This window comes from Bradyrhizobium macuxiense (assembly GCF_007993935.1).
GTDB lineage: Bacteria > Pseudomonadota > Alphaproteobacteria > Rhizobiales > Xanthobacteraceae > Bradyrhizobium > Bradyrhizobium macuxiense_A.
On sequence record NZ_VITY01000011.1, the window covers coordinates 21,167 to 44,107 of the forward strand.

Consider the following 22,941-nt stretch of genomic DNA (forward strand, 5'->3'; position numbering starts at 1 on the left):
TCCGTCCATGATGTACCGCGCTAAATCCGCCTGGATCGTCAGTTGGTCGTAAGAACCACGGCAATCCAAGAAGATCACGGGATGGTAGTCCAGACGCATTCGCGCGCTGGTAAGGAGCTGCTGCCGACTACCTAAAGTCGATCGCGCCAAGGATGCCTCCCGACACTTTCGCCCTCTACAATTGGCAGAGTATTGCCATACTACAACTATCGCGAGTTAATCGTCACCACTGATTTGGATGTGGCAGCCTCGGTCCCGTATTCCTGCGGGAGCGTCCAACGTATGCTCGTTCCGCGGATGACGGTTAGCGCTTGGGCTTTGGAGAACAGTCTGCAGAACAGCTCGTCGACACAGACACCGATGACGCAAGAATAACTGGCTGTTCGGCCGCCGGCTCTGGCACCCGACAGGTTACTGGCTCGCGTTCAGTTCGGTCGGCCCAACGGTGAAGGGGAGCCCCTAGCGGGTGCCCTACCAGCGATCAAGGTTCTATCACTCTCGATAATCATCGGCGGCGCCGGGCGCAAGAATTATGGTCCAGCCCGGCCAAGATCGAAGCGTGCGTCGGTGCACAAGATCGCGTATGAACGCATCCTTGATTTGCCAGATCAGGACAAGTTTGGACTAACGAACTCGCGATCGGTCAGCCGTGGTCGCGAAGCAACGACGGATTTAGCGTGGGACATTCCAAGAAGGCGCGCGCCACTAGCCGCGCGACAAAGAAGGGCAAGCGGGCATCGCGTATCGAAGTCTCCTCGTCGTCGCCGCTCGGCATGCTGGCTCTCCACCTTCTTGCGCAATTGAGAAAGTCCGGACGCGACGGTGTCGTCTTTCTTGCCGAAAACGAGAACAGGGCAGAGCGGCTGGGGAGCATCGTTCATTCGCTCGATCCTTCCTGCGACGTACTGGTGTTCCCGAGACTGAATACGTTACCGTTTGATCAATTGGAGCCGTCCCAAGAGATCGCAGGCAGGCGCAGCTCGGTCTTGCGACGTCTTGCCAAGGCGAGAGGGCCTGTCCTGCTGGTGTCGACGGCGGAGGCCGTGATGGCGCGACTGCCGACGCCATCGGTTTGGCCGCGCCTCAGCTTGAGCCTGAAGGTCGGAGCAACTTATTGCGAGCGAGATCTTAAAGAACGCCTCGATGCTCTCGGATACGCTGTCGATGAAGAGGCGGAGTATCCAGGTGGCGTTCTGTTCCATGGAAAGACGTTCGAGGTGTTTCCGGCAGGCGCGCTAGGTCCTTTCCGGATAGAGCATTCCAACGGCGCAATCCGCAAAATCGCAGCGGTCGACCCGGTCGAACACGAGATCTTATATGAGACCAAGGAGCTTCTCATCGATCCCATGTCGGAGCGGCTCGCGTTCATCGGCAAGCGCGCCCGACGGGCGACGATGCTGGACTATTGTGGTCGAGCCAAATGGATCGCGGATGCAGGCGTATCGGTGCACGCCGATGGCTGGCTGAGTACGATCGAGGAGTCCGCTGGCCGTAAGGAAGCCGCCCGCGAATATCTCGGGCGAAGCGATTGGAAGGGGCTGGCGAAACGCTTCAGCGTGCTGCCTGAAAGAACGCCGTTCAAGCCCACGCCGGATTTTTCGAAGCTGCCGTCGTCGCGGAAGGCTCTGCGGGCATTTGTCGCCGATACGCGGAGCGCCGGATCGCGGCTGATTTTCGTCGCGGCGCTGGAGGATGACCTGCGCGCGATGGAGCGGATCGGCGGGGTAAAGGCGGAGCGCTTTGCGGATTGGAGCGAGGCCGCGGCGGGACGGAAAGGTGAAGGGGCGCTTCTGGCTGATTTCGACATAGGTTTTGTCGGAGCGGGCCGAAAGCCTCTTGTCGTGGTGACGGCGACCGACGTCCTCGGCAGTCGGGCTCATCATCCGCAGCCCATGGCCCGAGCCTGGAGTACGGCTTTCGATCACCCGGATGTGCCGGAGCAGGGCACGGTGGTCGTTCATCTACAACGAGGACTTGCCTTGCTCGACGGCTTGCAGGCGGTGGGAACGGGAGGCGGGCCATCGCACGAAATGGTCAAACTCGTGTTCGCGGCAGACGATGCGGTCTTCGTTCCGCCCGCAGACCTGGCTCTGATCTGGCCGTACGCGGCGGAACTCGGCAAACTGACGCTAGACAGGGCGGATGGAAGCACATGGTGGGCTCGACGTACCGAGGCTGAGAATGAGATTCAGCTCGCCGCGAGAGAACTCGCCAAACACATCAGGCATCGGCGCCGCCGGCGCGCCCCCAAACTCGTGCCCCCGGGCCCAGCCTACGAGCAGTTTGTCGCGCGCTTTCCATATTTCACGACAATTGACCAGGCAAAGGCCATTCGGGACGTCCTGGATGACCTTGCGTCCGGTCATCCCATGGACCGGGTCGTCTGCGGCGACGTCGGATTTGGCAAGACCGAGGTGGCGCTGCGGGCGGCGGCGGCCGCGGCGCTGGCGCGCAAGCAGGTGGCGATCGTGGTGCCGACCACCGTCCTGGCCCGGCAGCATATCGCGACCTTCCGCAAACGCTTCGGTCCATTTGATATCGACGTCGGAGGATTGTCGCGCGCCACGTCGGCATCGGAGGCGCGAGATACGAAGGAGCGGCTGAGAGCCGGACAGCTGAAGGTCGTGATCGGCACGCTAGCGCTCGCTGCGAAGGATGTGAGGTTCGCCCGTCTCGGTCTCGTGATCATTGACGAGGAGCAGCATTTCGGGGCGGCAGAGAAGGCCAGGCTTTCAGAGCTGTCGAAAGGTGCACATACGCTTCTGATGAGCGCCACGCCGATCCCGAGGACGCTTGCGGCGGGTCTGGCGGGCTTCAGGGATCTCAGCGTCATTGCCTCCCCGCCCGCGCACCGGCTGCCGGTAGCGACCAGGATAGCTCCGCTCTCGGATGCGGCCATTACTGCAGCGTTGTTGCGCGAGCGCAGCCGTCACGGCCAGAGCTTCCTGATCTGTCCGCGCATTCAGGATCTCGGTCCGATGTTGGCACGTGTAGAGGCAGTGGCTCCGGATCTGCGCATCGTCTGCCTCCATGGCAAGCTGCCGGCCGACGAGATCGATGACCGGATGATGAGTTTCGTCGAGGGCGAGGCGGACGTTCTCCTGGCAACAAATATCGTGGAGAGCGGTCTCGATATTCCACGCGCGAATACCATCGTGGTCTGCTGGCCCGAACGGTTCGGCCTTGCACAGCTTCACCAGCTCCGGGGACGCGTGGGGCGAGGTGGAACGCGCGCGTTCGCCTATTTGTTGACCGAGGTCGGCGCGGAACAATCCCGGAAGCGTTTGGCAGTCTTGGAGGAGTTCACCAGACCAGGCGCCGGCTTTGCCATCAGTGAGCGCGATCTCGACCTCAGAGGTGCCGGCGACCTGTTTTCGGAGCGCCAGTCGGGCCATGTCCAGGTGCTCGGACCGGTGCTCTATAGTCACCTTCTGAAGATCGCCTCGGAGAAAGCTGATAACGGCGCCGCCGATCTTTGGGTGCCCGATCTGAACCTGCCGCTCGAGGAGACGTTGCCCAGGAGCTATGTGCAATCGGAGGCGATGCGCCTCGAAGTCTATGGCCGGCTCGCGAGGTGCCGGAGCGAAGATGACCTCGACGATCTGGAGGACCAGACCGCCCGTCGTTTCGGCAGGCTGCCGCCGCCGGCCCTAGCGTTCTTTGCCGCAGCAAGGCTGAGGATGGAATGCAAGCGAAGGGGCATCATCAGGCTTAACGTCGGCCCGGAGGCCATCGCGGCGAGTTTCCTCCCCGGGCGACTGCGGAAATCGAAGGCACGGGCGCTGCAACGCGATGGCGACCGCGTCGTCTGCGTGTGCAGGACGCATGAGGATCCGTTTGATCGGGTCGAGGAGTTCCTTGATCTCCTGGACGAGTGAATCGCATGTTCGCTCTCAAGGTGAAAAAACATAGCATTGCCCGCTGCGGAGTGATCTCGATGAATGGGTCACCGCCTCGATGTCGTCGGAATCCGCACCGTAGGCAGTTACCGCCAGTGCGCACGCGCTTTCGCCCACATTTGCGATGAAACTGGTCCAATCACCATTGCGACCTGGAATTCCTCGCACTCGTCAGCTTTTCGAAATGTGCCTCCTCAGCAACGGCGGCGGGGCGGGACAACAGCCCGACAGCCCGCAAGCCACCTTTGAGCAGCAGATCGAGCAACCCAATTCATCCGATGAGGGTTCCGTACGCTCGAATTCGCCTGATGAGGCTTCTGCGGCGTGGACTGGACAGATCCGGCGCGCCGAACTCGGCGGTTCGATGCGGTTGCAGAGACAATTCGTTCAGCAGCTTACGCCACAGCATAGATACGCCCCGCGGGCGCCGCGGAGTTCTATGCACCTGCCGTCGCCGTCCGATTTGCAGGACGGTCTTTTCAGCAGCGCGCGCTACGCCTTATCAGAGGTGAAGCCGGTGATCGAGCCAGCAACGGCAAAGAACGTGCTTCTGTTCGAAAGTTTACACGTTTCATGTCCGCAAACCTGACAAGCTGGCAGGTGCACGACGCTGAAGAGTGAGCGTGCCGCTGCATCGGATGGCCCGGATCATGCAGGATACCTGTTCATCTGACTTGCAAGGGAAGGAAAGCACGACGTCGTGGAGCGACTGGGGTCTCGTTACCCACACTCTATGCTGTCCGAGAGAGATGCACCATGCAATCCATATCTAGAGAGAACGAGCCGATCAAGATCGTCACGCCCGAGGATCGCTTGAGGGTTAGCGCCATTCTGACGACCGCCTTCACGATGTGCCCCTTGTCGAGGTGGCTCTATCCCGAGCCGGTGAGGTACTTGCGTCATTTCGGCGGATTCATCGACCATTATGCCGGCGATCCATATACGGATGGAAGTGGTGCGTACTTGGACAACGGCGACAAGGGCGCGCTGTTGTGGTTGAGCGACAAAGTACACCGAGACGACGCGCGCTTCATGGAATTCGTGCTGGGTAGCGTTCCAGAGCGCAGACGAGCGGAAGCGGAAAGGGTATTCGAAGAATTCGGCAAATTTCACCCTCAGAAGCCGCATTGGTATTTCACCATGCTCGGCGTCGATCCCTTGCTCCAGCGGTCTGGATTGGGAGGGTTACTCTATCGACACGGCCTTGCGCTCTTGGACAAGGCGAAAGGACTGGCATTCACGGAAGCCACGAGCTCGGACTCGGCACGACTGTACGAGCGTTTGGGGTGGAAAATCGTGGGCGAGGTTCAGGTCGGCAGTTCGCCACCGTGTTTTCCGATGCTTCGCCAACCTCGCTAAGTGCAGCAACGGCGAGCTGCCTCAGCAAGCTTTGCCCCTTCGTGAACTTGAATTGCCAGGGCCCGAGACTGAAGGGCAATTAGGAGGCGCTCATCATGCTGCAACTTAAGGACCTCAAGCGGCTCGATGAGCTATTCCAGACCATGGAGAAGGCAAACGACAGTTTTCTCGGCTATCCGTTTGCGAAGGGGTTCGACTATGAACCGCTATGGCGCTTCCTGAAGTTTACCGGCAACAACGCCGGCGACCCGTTCGATTCGGGAAGCTATCGGGTCAATTCCCACGGCTTCGAATGCGAAGTTGTCGAATTTTTTGCCCAGCTTTTTCGCGCACCTTCGGACGACTGGTGGGGATATATCACCAACGGGGGAACCGAAGGGAATATCTATGGGCTGTATCTCGGCCGCGAACTCTATCCGGATGCTGTCATCTACTTCTCGCGAGAGGCGCACTACAGTGTGAATAAAGCAGTTCGTATGCTCCGCCTGGAGCATTGTGTGGTGAGTTCGCAGCCGAGTGGAGAAATTAGCTATGAGGATCTAGCGCAGCAGGCGGCCCGTGGCCGACACCGCCCGGCCGTTGTAGTCGCGAACATAGGCACCACGATGAAGGAGGCCAAAGATGATGCGGCCAAAATTCGCGCCGTGCTTCACGATGTTGGAATCAGCGACGTCTACCTCCATTGCGACGCAGCATTGTGCGGACCGTACGCGCCGTTCTTGGATCCGAAGCCGGCGTTTGATTTCGCTGATGGAGCCGACTTCATCACGCTCAGCGGACACAAATTTCTCGGCGCTCCGATGCCTTGCGGCGTCGTTCTCTCTCGTAAGCACAACGTCCAGCGTGTGGTGCGTACGATCGATTACATCGACAGCTTGGACGCGACGTTAACCGGATCGCGTAATGCCTACACGCCGATTATTCTGTGGTATGTGACCCGCAGCCTAGGTGTCCAGGGAATCAAACGGACGTTTCTTGAATGCGAGCGGTTGGCTAGTTACGCTGCCGATGAGTTCAATGCACGCGGTATCGACGCGTGGCGCAATCCCCATGCGCTGACCATCGTGTTCCCGCCTGTTCGAGAAGAGACGAAGAGCGAGTGGCAACTTGCCACCAGCGACGTCAGCCACCTGATCGTCATGCCCGGCGTAACAAAGAGCCGAATCGATGAGCTCATCGAAGCAATGACGAACCGAAAAGTGCAAATGTAGAGAGGCATGTCGAAGCTCCGCAGCAACAGAGTTAAGGAACCTTCTCCACTGATCTCGCGGAATGGCCGACATAGGCCAGACTGCTTGACGCCTATCATTCCAAGCCCGCAGAAATACATTTGAACGAAAGCGTCACCTTTCGGATGCTGGACATGGTCGACACGCAGTTCCTGGCCAGCCTTGAGATGTAGTTAATGGCGCTCGTCGCCAATCAAGTCGCCTCTGGCGTCGCTTCATCAGCGACCCTACATTGCCGTTGCGTTTCTAGATCCGGCAGATCGACGGACGACGGACTTTAAGAATTCCAGCATGTCTATTCTCGCGAGGCTGGCTTGAAGTGGAGCATGGAGACCCAGTCGGTGGCACTTGTACGCCGCAGTGGATTGGCGAACGCTTGCTTCGAAGCAGCCGGCCTCACCCCGTTGATGGAAAGGTTATATGCGTACGTCCACATAGCAACTATCAGATTAGGTGGCCCACCAAAACTAGCGGTCCCAGACATCCTGAACCGCCCCGGGATTCGGTTCGAGGTGAAGTCGCACCCTCGAGCTATAATTTAAGGTCGACTGCCTGTTCTGCGGCTGCCGGCTTTTATCGCTGTTGCATCGGGTCGCGTTCGCCGAGCACGAAATCGATCGTGCGGAAGATCGATGCGACATCGGTGATCTCAATGTCGTCGCTAGCTTCTGTCTGCCTTGACTACCGACATCAACGGGAACTCGCGCGCGAACTCTGTGCTGCGCTTGCACAGCGTTTGGGCACGGCTGCGACGTCGGCGCTTGCCGAAGCATAGTGGCGATCGACACTCGAGGCATGCCAGCGAACCTGTTGGACCGAAGGTTCGCGGCCGAGCGTCTCTACCAGAAGGGGATCGCCGATCTCACCGATCTTTAGAGGCCGCGGTCCCTGCGCACCTGGCGCGTCAGCGCGCCCTTGATCTCTCGGGCGATCTCCTCGCGGATCAGGGCTCCGAGCTGTATCTCGGCCTCGTCGCCAGTTAGGCCATCGGCTATGAGCCGTTGCTGCAGGCGGTTGGGGAGTTCCTCCTCCATCGCCCTGAGAAGCCGTTCCTGCATCGCTGAGTGGGCCTCGGGCTCGATGCGGCTCAGCACCGTCTCCCAGGGTTGCCAGCGGGTTGCCAGATAGTCGTCGAACTGCGTTGCCTCCTCATGTCGCACCCGCGTCTCGGCCGCAGCGAGGTCGTCCTCGGTGACATAGGACACGGCGAAGAAGCGCATGTCGGGGGCGAGGAGCTGCAACTCCAGCCGCCCGCGCAGTTTGACCTGATAGGCGAGATAGACCTCGATCTCGTCAACAAACCGAAGCGAGTCGACCTTCTCGCGGGCGATCCGGTCGAGTACGCCCAAGCGGAACAGAACACGAGCCTGCTCGAGGAGTTCGTCGAGCCGATCGTCATACGCGCCGTCCTCGACATCGGCGCTTAGGCGCGCGCTCTGCATATGGTTCCAGGCCAAAGTGATGCGATCCTCGCAGCTCGCGCTCGCCCCCAAGGCCTGTTGGAAGTAGAGCTCGCGCAATCGTGGCCTTGTTGCCACCTGCTGCAGATCCTCAGCCACCGCTTGCCGAAACGCGGCGTTGCCATAGTTCACGGTGCGTCTGAGCCGGTCGAGAAAGAGGGCATATTCCTGAGCTCCTGCCTCTTCGGCGAACTCTTGCCAGGCCGTCATCATCTCCGGCTCACCGCCAACCCAATCCGCCACGACTGCGTGCAACGGCGGCGGCTGACTTGGCCCCGCCTCTCCGCCGATCGAAAAGAAGACTCGAGGACCGACGTAGCCCGGCGCATTGATTGCCGTTGCTAAGTTCGTCAGTACCCGCTCGGGCAGCGGGTTGCCGTCCAGGTCGACCCTGCACCAGGGGCGCAGCTGCGTCAGCAAAGTTTCCGGGAGGCTGGTCAGTTGGTTACTCCTCACGTCGAGCAATTCAAGCCCGGCCGGCAAGGTCTCAGGCAAGTGGGTCAGCCGGTTGTGCGCGGCTTCGAGCGTCCGAAGCCCGGCTGGAAGAGCCTCCGGGAGGCTGGTCAGCTGATTATTGCTGACCACGAGGTTTTGCAGCTCAGCCGAGAGTGTCTCAGGCAGACTGGTTAGCTGATTGTGACTGACGTGCAGCGTCCGGAGCGGGAGGGTGTCAGGCAGGCTGGTCAGCTGGTTGCGGCCGACGTTGAGCGTCTGAAGTCCGGCTGGGAGAGGCTCGGGCAGGTTGGTCAGCTGATTACGACTGGCATCCAGCCATACAAGCCCAGCCGGGAGAGTGTCGGGCAGATCAGTCAGTCGATTGTGGTGGACATAGAGCGCCCGCATAGCGGCTGGGAGGATTGCCGGCAGGCTGGTCAGCCGGTTGTTACCGACCACAAGACGCGAGAGCTGCGCCGGCAGAGTGTCGGGCAGGCTGGTCAGATAGTTGACGCGCACATCGAGTTCCCGGAGCCCTGCGGGGAGGGCATCGGGCAGCCTGCTCAGCGCGTTGTGATTGGCAGAGAGGCTTCGGAGCGGAGCCGGGAGACAGGAGGGCGCGCCGACTATCTGATTGACGTTGCACCTGAGCCTCTGGAGCACGTCCGGAAGCGCGGCAGGCAAACTGGTCAGCCGATTGTTGCCGACATTGAGATCCTGGAGCTCCTCTGGGAGCGCGGTGGGCAAGGCCGTCAGCGACAGCCGTGACAGATTCAGCGGCCCATCCGCATCACCAGCCGCCCGCCAGGCCCTCGTTCGTCTTGCCGCCTCTTGCCGGTTCTCGGCTTCGTCCTGTCCGTCCACGCCAGCCCAGGCGTCAAGGATTTCGTCCAGTGATGGTTCGCTGGCCGGCGAGGCATCGAAGCTCGCGCGCGCCCCGGTCAAGGCTTCGATCCTGTGCCGGTTGAGAGCTTGCCGGCGTCTCGTTCGGAAGCGTCGGACCTAATGCCAGCGAACCGCTGAGCTCGTGCTGTGTTCATCAACCATCTCTCTGCGAGAGCCAAACTCACAAGAAGTGCGCCGGAACGACGTTCGTCGAACCCTTGTCATGCGCGTTGATCAATGATGAAGCATTCGAAATCAAGGCTCCGGTTGGAATCTAACATGCTGCCTGATCGCCCTCAGAACAGCTACAGCCAGACGCGGCATGTCCACACCAGGTTCGGGTCCTCAAATTGACAAGTTCCCAGATCGGTCCCGGCTGTTTGGTTGCATACGTCCTGGGAAGGCTCTCGCTCGCTCCCACACAAAGCTGTGGTCGCAAAACGACCCAAACTGTCCGGTTGCCGACGTCGAAGTTTCGAAGGGGGGCATCACACGGGATCATCAGAGTGGCCTCATTGAGTTGCTCATTTGGCACGCCCCCTGCAGGGCTAATCGCAAATGCTCTCCACGATGACTGAGGAGAAAGCATCCCATGACAGGCTCGCCGAACATTGGCCCCGGCCCCGGAAATAGCGCTTCCCGAGGTGACCGAACACCTTGGGTTCGCCGCATCTCGCCGTTTTCGCTTCACATCTTGATTCGTGGTTCTGACAGACTGAACGGCAAACGGACACGTATAAGCGATGGTTCGCCGGAAAGATTGAACGCCGGTGGAATGCCTCACCTACCACTTGGGCTCATGCATCTGGCGTGCCGACCCGTCAGCCAACGCCGCTCAATGCTTCGTCCCCCAGATAGAAAGCGAAAGAGCATGCTGATCAACCAGGGTGAACTCGCCAACCTCACTGAAAGATTCGTGTGAGGCCATGCAGTGATTTCGCACATTCTATCGAAGTTCGAAGATGAGGCCGGGAGTCGTACTGGTTTTCCCTGCTTCTTCGGGCAGAACGCGGTCAGGCGAGGTAATTTACGCTTCCTTCTCGTCCCATATGTTCGCGAAAATTCACGATATGAGCTGGACCGTTTTGCTTGTGGCTTACGCAGCTACGTTGAGCAGATCGATATCGACGCGCTCGATATCAGTCGCCATCGTCCACTACTTGTGCTCTTTGAGCCGGTCGCAACACTTACGACCAGGGACCACTTCAAGCAGATTTTCATCGAAGCGATGCAGTATCTGATTGATCAAGATCAGCGACCCTGGCCTGCGCACGTGTCCAAGGACCCTGCGCATCACACGTGGACGATGTGCTTCCACGGCTGCGAGCTCTTCGTGAATGTAAGCCATCCAGCGCACGTTCTTCGCAGAAGCAGAAACATGGGAGATGGGCTAGCCTTCGTCATCAATCCTCGCAAGATCTTTGATATCGCCGCTCCCGCCGATCGGCGCGGCAGAGCCGTCACGGCGAAGATCAGACGCAACATTGATTTCTACGATGACGTCACACATAGCCCGTTGCTCGGGTCATACCTTCTTGGTGAAGCCCAGTGGCCGCAATACATGATCGCCGACAACAACGAGGATGTCCCCTTACAATGTCCTCTGCGCTTCAACTGAAGCACGGCGCGGTTTGATTTTTTCTCTGTCAAGATCCTGAGTGCCGCCCATTGGTCTCAGGCGTTAGGCGAGCAATGCCTCCGCTTTCCTGCCAGGCAATGACATAGGCAGGAGCAGGAGGTTGCAAAGTTGAGGTTCGTGGCGATCGCGATCTACGGCGAACGCCTCTCTCGTTCCGAGGATCGACGTGAAAGAGGAACTCCAGAGCGAACTCAAGGGGCACCTGGGACTTATCTCAGGTCTTTTGCTCATCGTGACGGTGATCCTTGGATCCGGCATTCTTGTGATCCCGGGGCTTGTATTCGAAAAGCTCGGCAAGGATGGCATCTACGCTTGGTTGGCCTGTTCGCTCCTCTCTGCGCCGATCCTGGTAACAATGGTTATTCTTGGTAGTGCATATCCGAGCACTGGTGGGGTGGCATACTATGCCAAACTCGCATTCGGTCAGTACCTGGAGCTGCTGGTAGCGCTGCTTTTTCTTGGAGCGACACTATTGGGTTTGCCATCCATCGCGATTGTGGGGGCGACTTACCTCCAAAAACTGACCGGCCCCAGCGTGGATGTTCATCTCCTTGCCCCGCTGCTTATTTTGCTTGCTGCCTGCTTTGCTCTGTCCAGTAGTGTGACACTCGCGAGCTGCGCAAGGCTCGTGGGTGGCTGGTCATTATCTCTCTTGGTGGGCGTGCTCGTTGTCTTGCTCATGCTAGCGGTGCGGGCCAATGGTGTCCGATTCAACGGCCCGGCAGATCTTTCGTCGATCGCAGGGCAGATTCCACTGATCTTCTTCTCTTTCGCCGGCTGGGAGATTGCGTCCCACTTGTCCGCGGACTTTCGCAATCCTAAGACGACGTTTGGCCCGGCAATGCTTCTTGCGTTCATTCTGGTCTGCGGCCTATACATCACCAGCGCAGCGCTCGTGCATGTCTCCGATATCAAATCAAACTTTGATACGCCGGTGTTCCAGGCTGCAGTGCAAAGCGCACCGACTGCGCCGGGCTGGCTGGTTCCACTGCTTGGTACAGCGCTGATCGCGGCCAATCTCTTCGGATCAGTTGTGGCCGTCTCGCGGCTGGTTCTTTACCTTTCCGGCCAACGCGTTCTTCCCGCCTGCCTCGGTTACTTGCGCAATGGCGCTCCCCGCAACAGTGTATATTTTGTGGCTGCGTGTCTGATCGCAGTCGTGATCGCCGATCAGATTCGGTTGCTAAATATCGAAATGATGTTCTGCCTGGCCGGAATGAACTTTCTTGCCATTTACGTCATTTCGGCAATGGCGCTGGCCAGACTACGGCGAGGACCAGTTTCGTGGCTCCTCGCTGGCTTGGTTGTGATTCCCTCCGCGCCGATCATGCTTAGCACCAAGTCGTCGCTCCTCTATATCGCGTCGACAGCCTTCGTTGCGTACTTTTCGAACCGCAAAAATCGAACGAGATTGTTATGAATCAACGCCATATCAATGAGGAGTTCAAGGCTGTCTCGATGAGAGAGGGTCTGCTGCCTGTGAAAGTCACGCCGTTCTATGAGAAGAAGATCAAGGAAGAGGTTGAGGCGCTGGGCAATCATCTGGGGCCACTTCACCGAGTGTCCTTTCCAACGCGGGACAGAATTTCATTGAGGGCTCCTAACGAGGTGAAGGATTTCGTCAACGACAGATCAAATGCTTGTGGGCACGCCAACAAAACCTCGATAGTGCGAAAATACGCAGACCGCGCACTCTTCCTGACCACCTCGAAGTGCTTTGGAAACTGTCAGTATTGTTTCCGCATGGACGTGCTGAGCGAGAACACGTTCATCGACGAGCCAAATGATCAAGATGCGGATCTCAGCCTGTTGATTGAATACCTTCGCCGCCAACCGGAAGTCACTGAGGTGATCCTGTCAGGGGGAGATCCCTTGATGCTGCCAGCATCGCGGCTGGAGACAATCATCGAAGGAATTCGATTGGTTCCATCGGTGAAGTCAATCCGAATTCATACAAGAGCGATCGTGTATGAACCCAAGGCGTTCACTGCGGAGAAGATTGATATTCTGGCGAGACACGGCCTTCGCACCACCTTCCACATCGTGCACCCGTACGAAATCTGCGAAGAGGTCTCCGAAAAGATCGCAGATCTTCGAGCGCACAAGATTAGGCTCTACAATCAATTTCCATTGCTACGAAATACCAATGATCATCAACTAGTACTTCATCGTCTACTGGAAAGGCTTGACGGAATGGGTGTGCGCAATCTGTCAATCTTCATTCCGGATCCGATCAACTTCTCCGCGGCTTTCCGCGTGCGTTTGGGTCGCATCTGGCACATTGCAGATCAACTCAACCTGTTCTCGCCATCATGGATCAACTCGACCCGGTTTGTGCTCGACACCAGTCGCGGAAAGGTGAGGCGGGAACATCATACCGAAACGAACAGCGAGACCGATCTCGCCGTCTTCGTGCGCGACGGACATTCAATTCCCTTCCCGGATTTCCCTGAGCATCTCGATGTCCCGGGAGAGCTCGAAGTCATGCTGTGGAAGGAAAATGGGAAAGTGAAAGTGTGAATTGCATCTGCTGCACACGTTCAATTGCAGCGTCGGGGAACGTTGAGGGCGCAGCTCTGGTGGGGTGCAGGTTCAGTCGCCCCTTATAATTGGTGCGCACGGAGCTAGCACCGCTGTTTGTCAACACGCCGCGCAAGTCGACTGAAAGCCCTGCTCGCTATCGCAAGCCGTTCGTTGCAGAGCCCTCTTGCAAGACAGTGGCCGTCGCGCCAATGCATTGGGATTGCGGACGCGCAGACGACCTCAGCGGTGCGAATGCGCTGAGACCAGATGGATGCCAGGGTGATGGAGGGCCGGACGCGGCAATTCAGCTCGGCCTATCCTGATCGTACCCTATCCAATTCGTAAATCTTCGGCGGAGACCTTACCCAAACGGCCGCTCTTTGGTTCATAGCTAATGCGAGCGCCCTCCGCGAGGTCGTCATGACCGGCTTTCTCAACGGCACTAATGTGCACGAAGACGTCCGGTCCCCCATCATCGGGTTTGATAAAGCCATATCCCTTGGTTGGATTGAACCACTTCACGGTACCCATCGCCACTGCAGTATCTCCAGTTTGAAGCCAGTCTATCTAGCCGAGGCGTGAGGCCAATATCAAGACGAGCGCTGGGAAGCTTTTTGTTTTAGTCGTCCCGGACCTGATCCGCGCAGGACATCGAGAGCATCGAGCATAGCGGCTCGGTGCACTTTGCTTCAGTTTACAGCGTCGAGACATCGATCATCGGCCACTCTCGGATCGCGACTATCTCGACACGCTACGTTTCGTCGAACCTGCACTCATCGCGACGTGGACAGCTGCGACTGAGTGCCGAAAGTTCGTCGCGCATCCAGCATGCGCCGATCTTGCCTTGGTGAGGTACGTCGCTGCGTTATCATTGTAGTGTACGTTTCGTACTCTGGATGGTTTCTTGCAAGAAGCTGATCTTTGATGGTCCAGATATTCCCGATCAGCTCATTGGCTTGTGCCGAGTCGGTGGCGTGGTGGTTGACGACGCTGGTCAAAATGCAGCGCGATGAGTGTGAGCTTATGTTATCCAACGCGTCGGCCACATGCCCACAGTAAACGAAGCAAAAGAGGTTCAAGCCGCGATTCCAGGTTGACCTCGGCCAATGCCAGAGAGCCCACCGGCCAAAACGCCTCGCACTCGGGCGAGATCAGATTGCAACGGTGGGCGACTTCGTCCGAATCAGCACACTCAGGCAGTCATCGCCAGTGCGCAGGAGCTTTCGGTCACAGTTTTGATGAAGCTGGGTTCGATCGCCATTGTGATCTGGAATTCCTTACACTCGTCAGCTTTTTGACAGCTGACTCCTATAGAAGCCGAGTCTCGCTCTCGCCTCGAGCCGCTGCCGCCTGCGTCCCGCACATGTGGAGCATAGGTCTGCGAGCGCACGGGACCTGGACCAAAGAAAGGAGTGCATGATGGATCCACTCGACCCATTCAATGCAGGGGCATGGGTGCGGCAATACGCTGCCATGCAGCAAGGGCAGGAGGCGGGACAGCAGCCGCATGGCCGGCAAAGCAGCTTTGAGCAGCAGATCGAGAGGCTGCAACTCAATTCACCCGATGCGGGTTCCGCAAGCTCGAATTCGCCTGAGCAGAGTCCTGAGGTGCGGACTGGACAGATCCGCCACGCCGAACTCAGCGGTTCGATGCGGTTGCCGTCATATTCGCGGCTGGGGGACAATTCGTTCAGCACCGCGCGCCACAGTGTAGATATCCCCCATGAGCGCGGCGGGGGTACGACTCAGCTGTCGCCGCAGTCCAATTTGCAGGAAGATCGTTTCAGCAGCGCGCGCTACACCCTACCAGAGCGGTCAGCGATCGAACCCACGAACAGCAAACGACGTGGATTGTGGTCGCGCATCAAGTCAGGAGTTGGAAAAGCGCTCGGGGGGAACGGAAGCGGAAAGTCGTCCGGCTCCGAGGCGCGTCATGAGTTCACTTCGATCACGTTTCGCGCGGACCCTGCTAAGCAGCCGGCGCGAACGCAAGGGGTCCGTGAGGAGGACGAGGCGATCATTCAGGAGTTCGCGGCGAACGCCACCGGCAACTTGAGCGATGGCACCCTGAGAAATGCAGTGGGCAATCTGCGCGCTTTAAGCGCTCTGTTGCGCGAGAATCGGAGGCCATCAATTGCAGCTCGAATTGACAACCCGGCGTTGTCACCTGGGTTGGATGTCGATGCAGAAACCGATGCGCCGATAAAAAAACTCGGCACTCGCATGAAGGCGGCGTTGAACAAGCTCCGGGAGGCGCGCGCCGGAAGGGCGCTGTCAGCCGATATCCGCCGCCTGAATCCTTATCCCGCAGACGCTACTCTCATCGACATGTGGGCTGCGGCAGAAAAGGCGACACACAGGATCGATTCGAGGACTGTCGACAGGCAGGCTCGGCGCCTTTCCAGGCTGAGCGATTGGCTGCAAACCCAAAACAGAGGGGCCATGGCTGGTCGTCTCTCCACCAATGGGTTTGCCCGTGACGTTGAGGCGTACAAGCGTGAAACCCAGGAGACCAAACTTGACCCTGATTTGCGGAGCCTTGGCCAATACCAACAAGTCCTCGATGCGAACCGAGGGTTAGGGTTGCCTCCTCCCGAAGCGCATTCAGGTGGTCGGACAGGCGTGCAAGAGTACGGGGTGCCGCACGCGCTACCCGCGACACCTGCCACCCCGAGTGAGGGAGCCTGGGATTTGTTGAGGGAGACGATCTATGGGCCCTCTCGATCATCGAGCGTACCCTACGACGGGACGCAGCCGACATTGTTGAGGGAGCCGAGCCGACAACCCGGACCCTCATCATCCGCGCCGTACCGTGGTCCGCAGTTCAGCTCGTTTTACGACCTTCCAGCCATGCCGGCCACCCCGAGCGAGGAAGCTTGGGATTTGTTGAGGGGAACGGTGGGAGCCCCCGCTTCATCATCATCTGCACGGCATCCGTCGTCAGACATCTACGGCGACCTTGAGTCACTGGTTAATCTCAATCCGCCCACGCCTCATGACTTGCACGACGATGGTCAATCGATTTTGGCGTCTGGCATTGCCGGACCACCGTCGTTCGTTGGTCCACCCGGGTCTTCTGAAGAGCTACAGGATATCGGGACTATCGTTGGGGAGGGCTGGGTGCACGGCTCCCGACCAGCCTCAGACGTCCTGATCGACGTACTGGGCAATATCAATCTGCTGCCAAACCAGTTCGGACCCAGCCAGTTTACGATCAACGGTGAGCGCTACTCGGCCACGCTCGGACCGGGGGGACGCGGGGACGTTCGTCTAATCCATCATCCTCACGCCAGGCTGAGAAATGAAGCGGCGGGGCCGTCGCAGCAACCCCATCATCCGCCGCAGACAAGTGACGCTGGGGCATCGCATGAAGGCGCGGTCGATCTTGGGTATCTCATCCGCGGAGGGTGGGAGCACCGCGAACGATTGCTTCCGCCTTACCTCGTCCGCGCATTGGAAGGCCAGCGCCTGATGCCGGACGCCGAGAACCCGACGTATTTCAACATCCGCGGCGTGCCTTACAGGGGCGAATTGGACGAAACGGGCGGCCGCCGGCGCGTTCGCATCTTCCCAGAAGGTCGCTGAAGAACCCACATACGCCAATCTTCAAACGCTCCGCTCGATTTGAACGGAAGAACCTGTTCCCGCGAAGGGATCATGGTGGAGTTGCTCGCACGCACCAGTGCGGCGTGGCCGTCGACAGCTTTGCGGAGGTTGGCGCGAAGTGACGGAGATCGTGTTGCACATGGAGCGCGAGCCGACCCGTGGCCGGCAGGCCTATCAGACGCATCTTGCACATGCGAAATAGGTCAGTCGTTACGGATATAGACTGTTGCTGCAGCGCGGCTGGCCCGTGCCAAATAAGCACATCGTCCGCGTCACAACTGTACGGATCGTACTATTGAGTCCCATGGCGTACAGGCCGGCCGATGATTAGCGCAACTGGCAGATCAGGTGGGTGGAGTGTCCAGTTTTTCTGCCTCAAGACTCTTGCTCGCGGAAAAAACTGTCCTATTTCAACCGCGCCTGCGTTAGCACTCGCAGGGTTCGATTGCTAGCAATCGAAGAACCGTCAACTTGTGCGAATCCTTAAGGAGGGCTTCATGAATTTCCGTCCACTGCATGACCGCGTCGTGGTCAAGCGTATCGACGCAGACGAGAAGACTGCTGGTGGCATCATCATTCCGGACACAGCCAAGGAAAAGCCCTCGCAGGGCGAAGTCATCGCCGTTGGCCCGGGCGGCCGCGATGAAACTGGCAAGCTGATCCCGATCGATGTCCGGGTTGCCGACCGCGTCCTGTTCGGAAAATGGTCGGGGACCGAGGTCAAGATCGATGGCCATGAGCTGTTGATCATGAAGGAGAGCGACATCATGGGCGTTCTCACCGACGTGTCTTCCAGCAAGAAGGCTGCCTAATCCACCCGCTCGCACCGCTCGCCCTGAGGAGCGCCTGCCGGGCGCCCCGCCAAGGCGAGAAGACATCAAACTCAGGGAACTCATCATGTCAGCCAAAGAAGTCAAATTCTCTGTCGAGGCGCGCGACCGTATGCTGCGCGGCGTCGACATCCTCGCCAACGCGGTGAAGGTCACGCTCGGTCCGAAGGGCCGCAACGTGGTGCTCGAGAAGTCGTTCGGCGCTCCCCGCATCACCAAGGACGGCGTCACCGTCGCCAAGGAGATCGAGCTCGAGGACAAGTTCGAGAACATGGGCGCCCAGATGGTGCGCGAAGTCGCCTCCAAGTCCGCTGACGCGGCCGGCGACGGCACCACCACCGCGACCGTGCTGGCGGCTGCGATCGTCCGCGAGGGCGCCAAGTCCGTCGCCGCCGGCATGAACCCGATGGACCTGAAGCGCGGTATCGACCTCGCGGTCGAGGCCGTCGTGGCCGACCTCCAGAAGAACTCCAAGAAGGTCACCTCGAACGAGGAGATCGCCCAGGTCGGCACCATTTCGGCCAACGGCGATGCCGAGATCGGCAAGTTCCTCGCCGACGCCATGAAGAAGGTCGGCAACGAGGGCGTGATCACGGTCGAGGAAGCCAAGTCGCTCGAGACCGAACTCGACGTCGTCGAGGGCATGCAGTTCGACCGCGGCTACATCTCGCCCTACTTCGTCACCAACGCCGACAAGATGCGCGTTGAGATGGACGATGCCTACATCCTCATCAACGAGAAGAAGCTCTCCTCGCTGAACGAGCTGCTGCCGCTGCTCGAGGCCGTGGTGCAGACCGGCAAGCCGCTGGTGATCGTCGCTGAAGACGTCGAAGGCGAAGCGCTTGCCACCCTCGTCGTCAACCGCCTGCGTGGCGGCCTGAAGGTCGCGGCCGTCAAGGCTCCGGGCTTCGGCGATCGCCGCAAGGCCATGCTGCAGGACATCGCGATCCTGACCGGCGGCCAGGCCATCTCGGAAGACCTCGGCATCAAGCTCGAGAACGTCACGCTGCAGATGCTCGGTCGCGCCAAGAAGGTGATGATCGATAAGGAGAACACCACGATCGTCAACGGCGCCGGCAAGAAGGCCGACATCGACGCCCGCGTTGCCCAGATCAAGGCGCAGATCGAGGAAACCACCTCGGACTACGACCGTGAGAAGCTGCAGGAGCGTCTCGCCAAGCTCGCAGGCGGCGTCGCGGTGATCCGCGTCGGCGGCGCGACCGAAGTCGAGGTGAAGGAGCGCAAGGATCGCGTTGATGACGCGATGCATGCGACCCGCGCGGCTGTCGAGGAAGGCATCCTCCCGGGTGGCGGCGTCGCTCTGCTGCGTGCCACCGAAGCGCTCAAGGGCCTGCGCACCAAGAACGACGACCAGAAGACCGGCGTCGAGATCGTGCGCAAGGCATTGTCCTGGCCGGCGCGTCAGATCGCGATCAACGCTGGCGAAGACGGCTCGGTCGTGGTCGGCAAAGTCCTGGAGAAGACTCAGTACTCATACGGCTTCGATGCACAGACGGGCGAGTACAGCAACCTGGTCTCCAAGGGCATCATCGATCCGACCAAGGTCGTGCGAACCGCAGTCCAGAATGCCTCCTCCGTGGCGGCGCTATTGATCACCACCGAGGCCATGGTTGCCGAGTTGCCGAAGAAGGCGGCGGCCGGCCCCGCGATGCCTCCTGGCGGCGGCATGGGCGGCATGGGGGGGATGGACTTCTAATCCAGCTGCGTCACGCCAAACCACGAAAAGCGAAAACCCCAGCAGCAACGCCGGGGTTTTCTATTTGGGGTGCGAACTCACAACGCGTCGCCTTGGTCCCGTTGGGCCACTTCTGCATGTTGGTAGCCCCTGGCGGGTTTGGGGGCTGGAAAGGGCGCTGGCGAAAGCCTGGATTGGCGGGCTGCGGCTGCCATTGGTTGTTCGGGCCTTTTGCTGATGATCTCTTGAAATAGGCGATCTGTTTACCGAAGCGTCCGTTCGCTTTGGCGTCCGACGTCAACGGTTGGGACAAAGTCACGGTCATGCTGGCCTCGTGGCAGGCGAGGATCTCCGCGCCGGTAACCGCGACTGGCCACGGCTCAAGCGTGTTGGTCTGGAACCCGGTCTTCACCTGCTTGGGTAGTTATATGCATTATGAATGTCAAAATTCTCGTTTATTGCGAATTACAGCGTAGAAAGTATTGTTTACTGGCTTAGCTCTATATACTATATATGTAATAATTCACGATTTTTGCGAAAAACAGCACATGAACAATTCAATCCAGTCACGGCTGCCCCATGGCCGCGCCCAGCTTCGGCAGGTTCTCGCCGGCTCGGGCGACGTGATCCACATTGCCGATGTGACAAAGGTGCTCTCTGTTTCGCGAACTGAAGCTGCCAAGCGCCTCGCTCGATGGCGCGAGCAAGGATGGCTGCGCAGGGTAGGGTCTGGTGCCTATATTCCGGCGTCGATCGACACACTCGGCTCGGAACGAGTTCTCGACGATGCCTGGGTGCTCGTGCCGGCGCTTTTCGCACCCGGCTACATCGCCGGCCGTACGGCTGCCGAGCATTGGGACCTGACGGAACAGATTTTCAAAGACATCGTGGTCGTCACCGGGCAAGCCATGCGCGAGAGGCATCAGAAGCGCCAGGGGTTCGACTTCACGCTGAAGCATCTGAAGCCGGAGAAAATCTTCGGCACCAAGCCCATTTGGCGCCGCAACACCAAGGTGCCGGTCTCCGATGTCCACCGCACGATCATCGACATGCTCGATGACCCAGCGCTCGGCGGGGGTATTCAGCATGTGTCGGATTGCCTGGGTGCATATTTCAAACGGCCCGACCGCAGCGATCAAAAGCTGATCGAATACGCCGATCAGCTTGGCAATGGCGCCGTGTTCAAGCGCCTTGGATTCTTTGCGGAAAGACGCGCTGACGGCGCCACGCTGCTTGAACTCTGCCGCGTCCGCCTCACGGCAGGCAATGCCAAGCTCGATCCTGCTTTGGATTGCAAGCGACTCATATCAAGATGGCGGCTCCTCATTCCGCCATCCTGGACATCCGGAGAACCTGGTTGATCGACAAGCGCGAAATTCTCGACCTTGCCGCGCAGACATCGCTCAACCCGCATGTCATCGAGAAGGACTACGTCCTTGGTTGGATGCTCGCTGGCATCTATGCCCATGAGGAACTTGCCGACAACTGGATATTTAAGGGCGGGACCTGTCTCAAGAAGTGCTTCTTCGAGACCTATCGGTTCTCCGAAGACCTCGACTTTACGCTGCGTAACGAGGCGCATCTTGATGAAGCCTTCCTGAGGCGGGTCTTTGCCGAAATCGGCGGTTGGATTTACGACGAGACCGGCATCGAAATCCCAGCTGACCAGCAGGAGTTCGAAATTCTCAAAAATCCGCGCGGCAATCTCTCATGCCAGGGCAAAATCAGTTACAAGGGGCCGGTTTCGCCGACCCGGTCCCTGCCTCGCGTCAAGCTCGACCTGACCGCCGATGAACGCGTCGTCCTGCCACCCGAGACGGTAGAAATCTTTCATCCCTATTCCGACGCGCCGGAAGAGGGGATTGAGGTGCTCGCCTACGACTACGTTGAAGCCTTTGCCGAAAAATTCCGCGCTCTGGCAGAACGCACCCGGCCGCGCGATCTCTACGATGTCGTCAACCTTTACCGCAACGCCGATGCCCGGCCCGAGCAGCAACAGTTCGTCACGGTGCTGCGCGAGAAATGCGCGTTCAAAGGCATCCAATTGCCTCAACTCGTCGACATCGAACCGCACCGCGGCGATGTTGAGGCCGGCTGGTCCGGCATGCTCAACCATCAGCTTCCGGCTTTGCTGCCGATCGCGTCCTTCTGGGATGCCCTGCCGGAGATATTTAGGTGGCTTCATGGCCAGGTTGCGGCGCCGGTGCTGCCGACGATGCCGCTTCTTGGTGGTGCCGGTGCCGAAGCGATCCGCGAGCGCATCGTCGGTCTTCCGCCGGGATCACATGGCCAGACCTTCATTGAGACCATTCGTTTTGCCGCCGCCAACCGCTTGCTGGTCAATCTCCACTATCGCGACCAACAGGGCAAGCGATCCACTCGCGCAATCGAAGCCTATTCCTTGCGGCGATCCCGCGCGGGCGATGTTCTGTTGATGGCAGTTCGTGCGGATAGCGGTCAGCCGCGCAGCTATCGCCTCGACAGCATTCTAGGAGTTTCGCAGACGCAGACAACATTCTCGCCGCGCTATCCGATCGAGTTGACGCCGACAGGCCCGCAGTCGATCCCTCTAACGTCACGGCCTGTCGGCGTTGTGCTGCCGCGAGCCTCAACGCGTCGGCGATCGCGTGCGTCAAGCAGCGGCCCCACTTATGTCTTTCGTTGCACGATCTGCGGCAAGCTGTTCGAGCGCAAGAGCCACGACAGCACGCTGCGGCCCCACAAGAACCGTGCTGGCTATCAGTGTTACGGCACATACGGAACCTATGTCCGTACGAAATAGCAGCTGGGTCGCAGTATGAACAAGCTCCGACTGGCTCTGGTCCTCTTGGGTCGTTTCGGGCGTGGAGAATTCAGTCAGCCCTCGGAGGCGGAAAACCTGCTCGAGGCTTGCGGCTGCCCCGTCACTGAAAAAGGCTTCGTCGGCTCGGGAAACACCCTGCTCAAAGTAGACTGCTGATAGCGGTCAGTTTGATTGTGGCGCTGTTTTGCTACTGGAATGTTGACCGTCAACGTCGCATATTTCAGGGATGACCAAGGCGCTCGGCACCAAAGAACAGAAGATCATGGATTATCTCCATGAGCATGTCTTCGACCCGATTTTGGTGTCACCGACTGCCTCTAACAGCCTTAAGCAGGGCATCAGGCTGACAATTATCCGTATGACGGAGCGCGATGCCGTCGGAATGGTCGATTATTTCTGGGCAGCTCTGAAAGGGACCCCGCGAAGCGTCGGCTTCGCCGCTAAGATGAAGAAGGAGGGGTTTGACCGATTTGAGGAGAAGTTTGAGGAATTTCGGGATCGCTTTGGCAATGATTTTCTGAGCCGATCATGACGCCCAAGCGACCCCAACCAAGCTCGCTAAGCGGATCATTGACAT

16 protein-coding genes are annotated in these 22,941 nt (G+C 59.0%); 13 read left to right on the forward strand and 3 right to left on the reverse strand.

Going from position 1 to position 22,941, the window contains the following annotated elements; all coding sequences use genetic code 11:
• The first annotated feature begins 773 nt into the window (after positions 1-773).
• The 4 genes from FBZ93_RS26850 to FBZ93_RS26865 all read left to right on the forward strand — a co-directional run bounded on the left by FBZ93_RS26850 (position 774) and on the right by FBZ93_RS26865 (position 6,469).
• Positions 774-3,878, forward strand: coding sequence for a DEAD/DEAH box helicase (locus FBZ93_RS26850; RefSeq protein ID WP_146990382.1), 3,105 nt, complete (start codon positions 774-776; stop codon positions 3,876-3,878).
• Between the two features lie 145 nt (positions 3,879-4,023).
• The gene (locus tag FBZ93_RS26855; RefSeq protein ID WP_146990019.1) at positions 4,024-4,488 is read left to right on the forward strand and encodes a hypothetical protein; all 465 of its coding nucleotides are present in this window, start codon (positions 4,024-4,026) and stop codon (positions 4,486-4,488) included.
• 167 nt (positions 4,489-4,655) lie between these two features.
• Positions 4,656-5,258: a GNAT family N-acetyltransferase gene (locus FBZ93_RS26860; protein ID WP_146990020.1), complete on the forward strand. Its 603-nt coding sequence runs from the start codon at positions 4,656-4,658 to the stop codon at positions 5,256-5,258.
• Between the two features lie 95 nt (positions 5,259-5,353).
• A complete protein-coding gene (locus FBZ93_RS26865; RefSeq protein ID WP_146990022.1) occupies positions 5,354-6,469 on the forward strand; it encodes a histidine decarboxylase in 1,116 nt (371 codons plus the stop codon).
• An 890-nt stretch (positions 6,470-7,359) separates the two neighbouring features.
• Here FBZ93_RS26865 and FBZ93_RS26870 read toward each other — a convergent pair.
• Entirely contained in the window at positions 7,360-9,327 is a 1,968-nt protein-coding gene (locus FBZ93_RS26870) for an NEL-type E3 ubiquitin ligase domain-containing protein (RefSeq protein ID WP_246667658.1), read from the reverse strand.
• Positions 9,328-10,198: 871 nt separating this feature from the next.
• Here FBZ93_RS26870 and FBZ93_RS26875 point away from each other — a divergent pair.
• The 3 genes from FBZ93_RS26875 to FBZ93_RS26885 all read left to right on the forward strand — a co-directional run bounded on the left by FBZ93_RS26875 (position 10,199) and on the right by FBZ93_RS26885 (position 13,426).
• On the forward strand, positions 10,199-10,885 hold the full coding sequence (locus tag FBZ93_RS26875; protein WP_146990024.1) for a YqcI/YcgG family protein: 687 nt from the start codon (positions 10,199-10,201) through the stop codon (positions 10,883-10,885).
• A 187-nt stretch (positions 10,886-11,072) separates the two neighbouring features.
• Entirely contained in the window at positions 11,073-12,326 is a 1,254-nt protein-coding gene (locus FBZ93_RS26880) for an APC family permease (protein WP_167529224.1), read from the forward strand.
• On the forward strand, positions 12,323-13,426 hold the full coding sequence (locus FBZ93_RS26885) for a radical SAM protein (protein ID WP_146990027.1): 1,104 nt from the start codon (positions 12,323-12,325) through the stop codon (positions 13,424-13,426). Before FBZ93_RS26880 ends, FBZ93_RS26885 begins: the two co-directional genes overlap by 4 nt.
• Positions 13,427-13,759: 333 nt before the next feature.
• Here FBZ93_RS26885 and FBZ93_RS26890 read toward each other — a convergent pair whose 3' ends face one another.
• Positions 13,760-13,966: a cold-shock protein gene (locus FBZ93_RS26890; RefSeq protein WP_208764062.1), complete on the reverse strand. Its 207-nt coding sequence runs from the start codon at positions 13,964-13,966 to the stop codon at positions 13,760-13,762.
• Between the two features lie 882 nt (positions 13,967-14,848).
• On the opposite strand from FBZ93_RS26890, the gene FBZ93_RS41115 reads away from it, so the two are divergent.
• The 3 genes from FBZ93_RS41115 (at position 14,849) to groL (ending at position 19,582) form a co-directional block, all read left to right on the forward strand.
• Complete coding sequence (locus FBZ93_RS41115) at positions 14,849-17,014, forward strand: hypothetical protein (protein ID WP_246667659.1); 2,166 nt, start codon at positions 14,849-14,851, stop codon at positions 17,012-17,014.
• A gap of 518 nt (positions 17,015-17,532) precedes the next feature.
• Entirely contained in the window at positions 17,533-17,847 is a 315-nt protein-coding gene (locus FBZ93_RS26905; RefSeq protein ID WP_146990029.1) for a co-chaperone GroES, read from the forward strand.
• A gap of 85 nt (positions 17,848-17,932) precedes the next feature.
• A complete protein-coding gene (gene groL, locus FBZ93_RS26910; RefSeq protein WP_146990030.1) occupies positions 17,933-19,582 on the forward strand; it encodes a chaperonin GroEL in 1,650 nt (549 codons plus the stop codon).
• A gap of 10 nt (positions 19,583-19,592) precedes the next feature.
• Here groL and FBZ93_RS26915 read toward each other — a convergent pair whose 3' ends face one another.
• Positions 19,593-19,886, reverse strand: coding sequence for a hypothetical protein (locus tag FBZ93_RS26915; protein WP_146990032.1), 294 nt, complete (start codon positions 19,884-19,886; stop codon positions 19,593-19,595).
• Between the two features lie 223 nt (positions 19,887-20,109).
• Here FBZ93_RS26915 and FBZ93_RS26920 point away from each other — a divergent pair, with 223 nt between their 5' ends.
• The 3 genes from FBZ93_RS26920 to FBZ93_RS26930 all read left to right on the forward strand — a co-directional run bounded on the left by FBZ93_RS26920 (position 20,110) and on the right by FBZ93_RS26930 (position 22,896).
• Positions 20,110-20,922, forward strand: coding sequence for a type IV toxin-antitoxin system AbiEi family antitoxin domain-containing protein (locus FBZ93_RS26920; protein ID WP_146990034.1), 813 nt, complete (start codon positions 20,110-20,112; stop codon positions 20,920-20,922).
• Positions 20,919-22,343 carry a nucleotidyl transferase AbiEii/AbiGii toxin family protein gene (locus tag FBZ93_RS26925; protein ID WP_146990035.1) on the forward strand — a complete coding sequence of 475 codons (1,425 nt, stop codon included), beginning with the start codon at positions 20,919-20,921 and terminating at the stop codon, positions 22,341-22,343. Before FBZ93_RS26920 ends, FBZ93_RS26925 begins: the two co-directional genes overlap by 4 nt.
• Before the next feature lie 247 nt (positions 22,344-22,590).
• Positions 22,591-22,896: a hypothetical protein gene (locus FBZ93_RS26930; RefSeq protein WP_146990037.1), complete on the forward strand. Its 306-nt coding sequence runs from the start codon at positions 22,591-22,593 to the stop codon at positions 22,894-22,896.
• Positions 22,897-22,941: the final 45 nt, after the last annotated feature.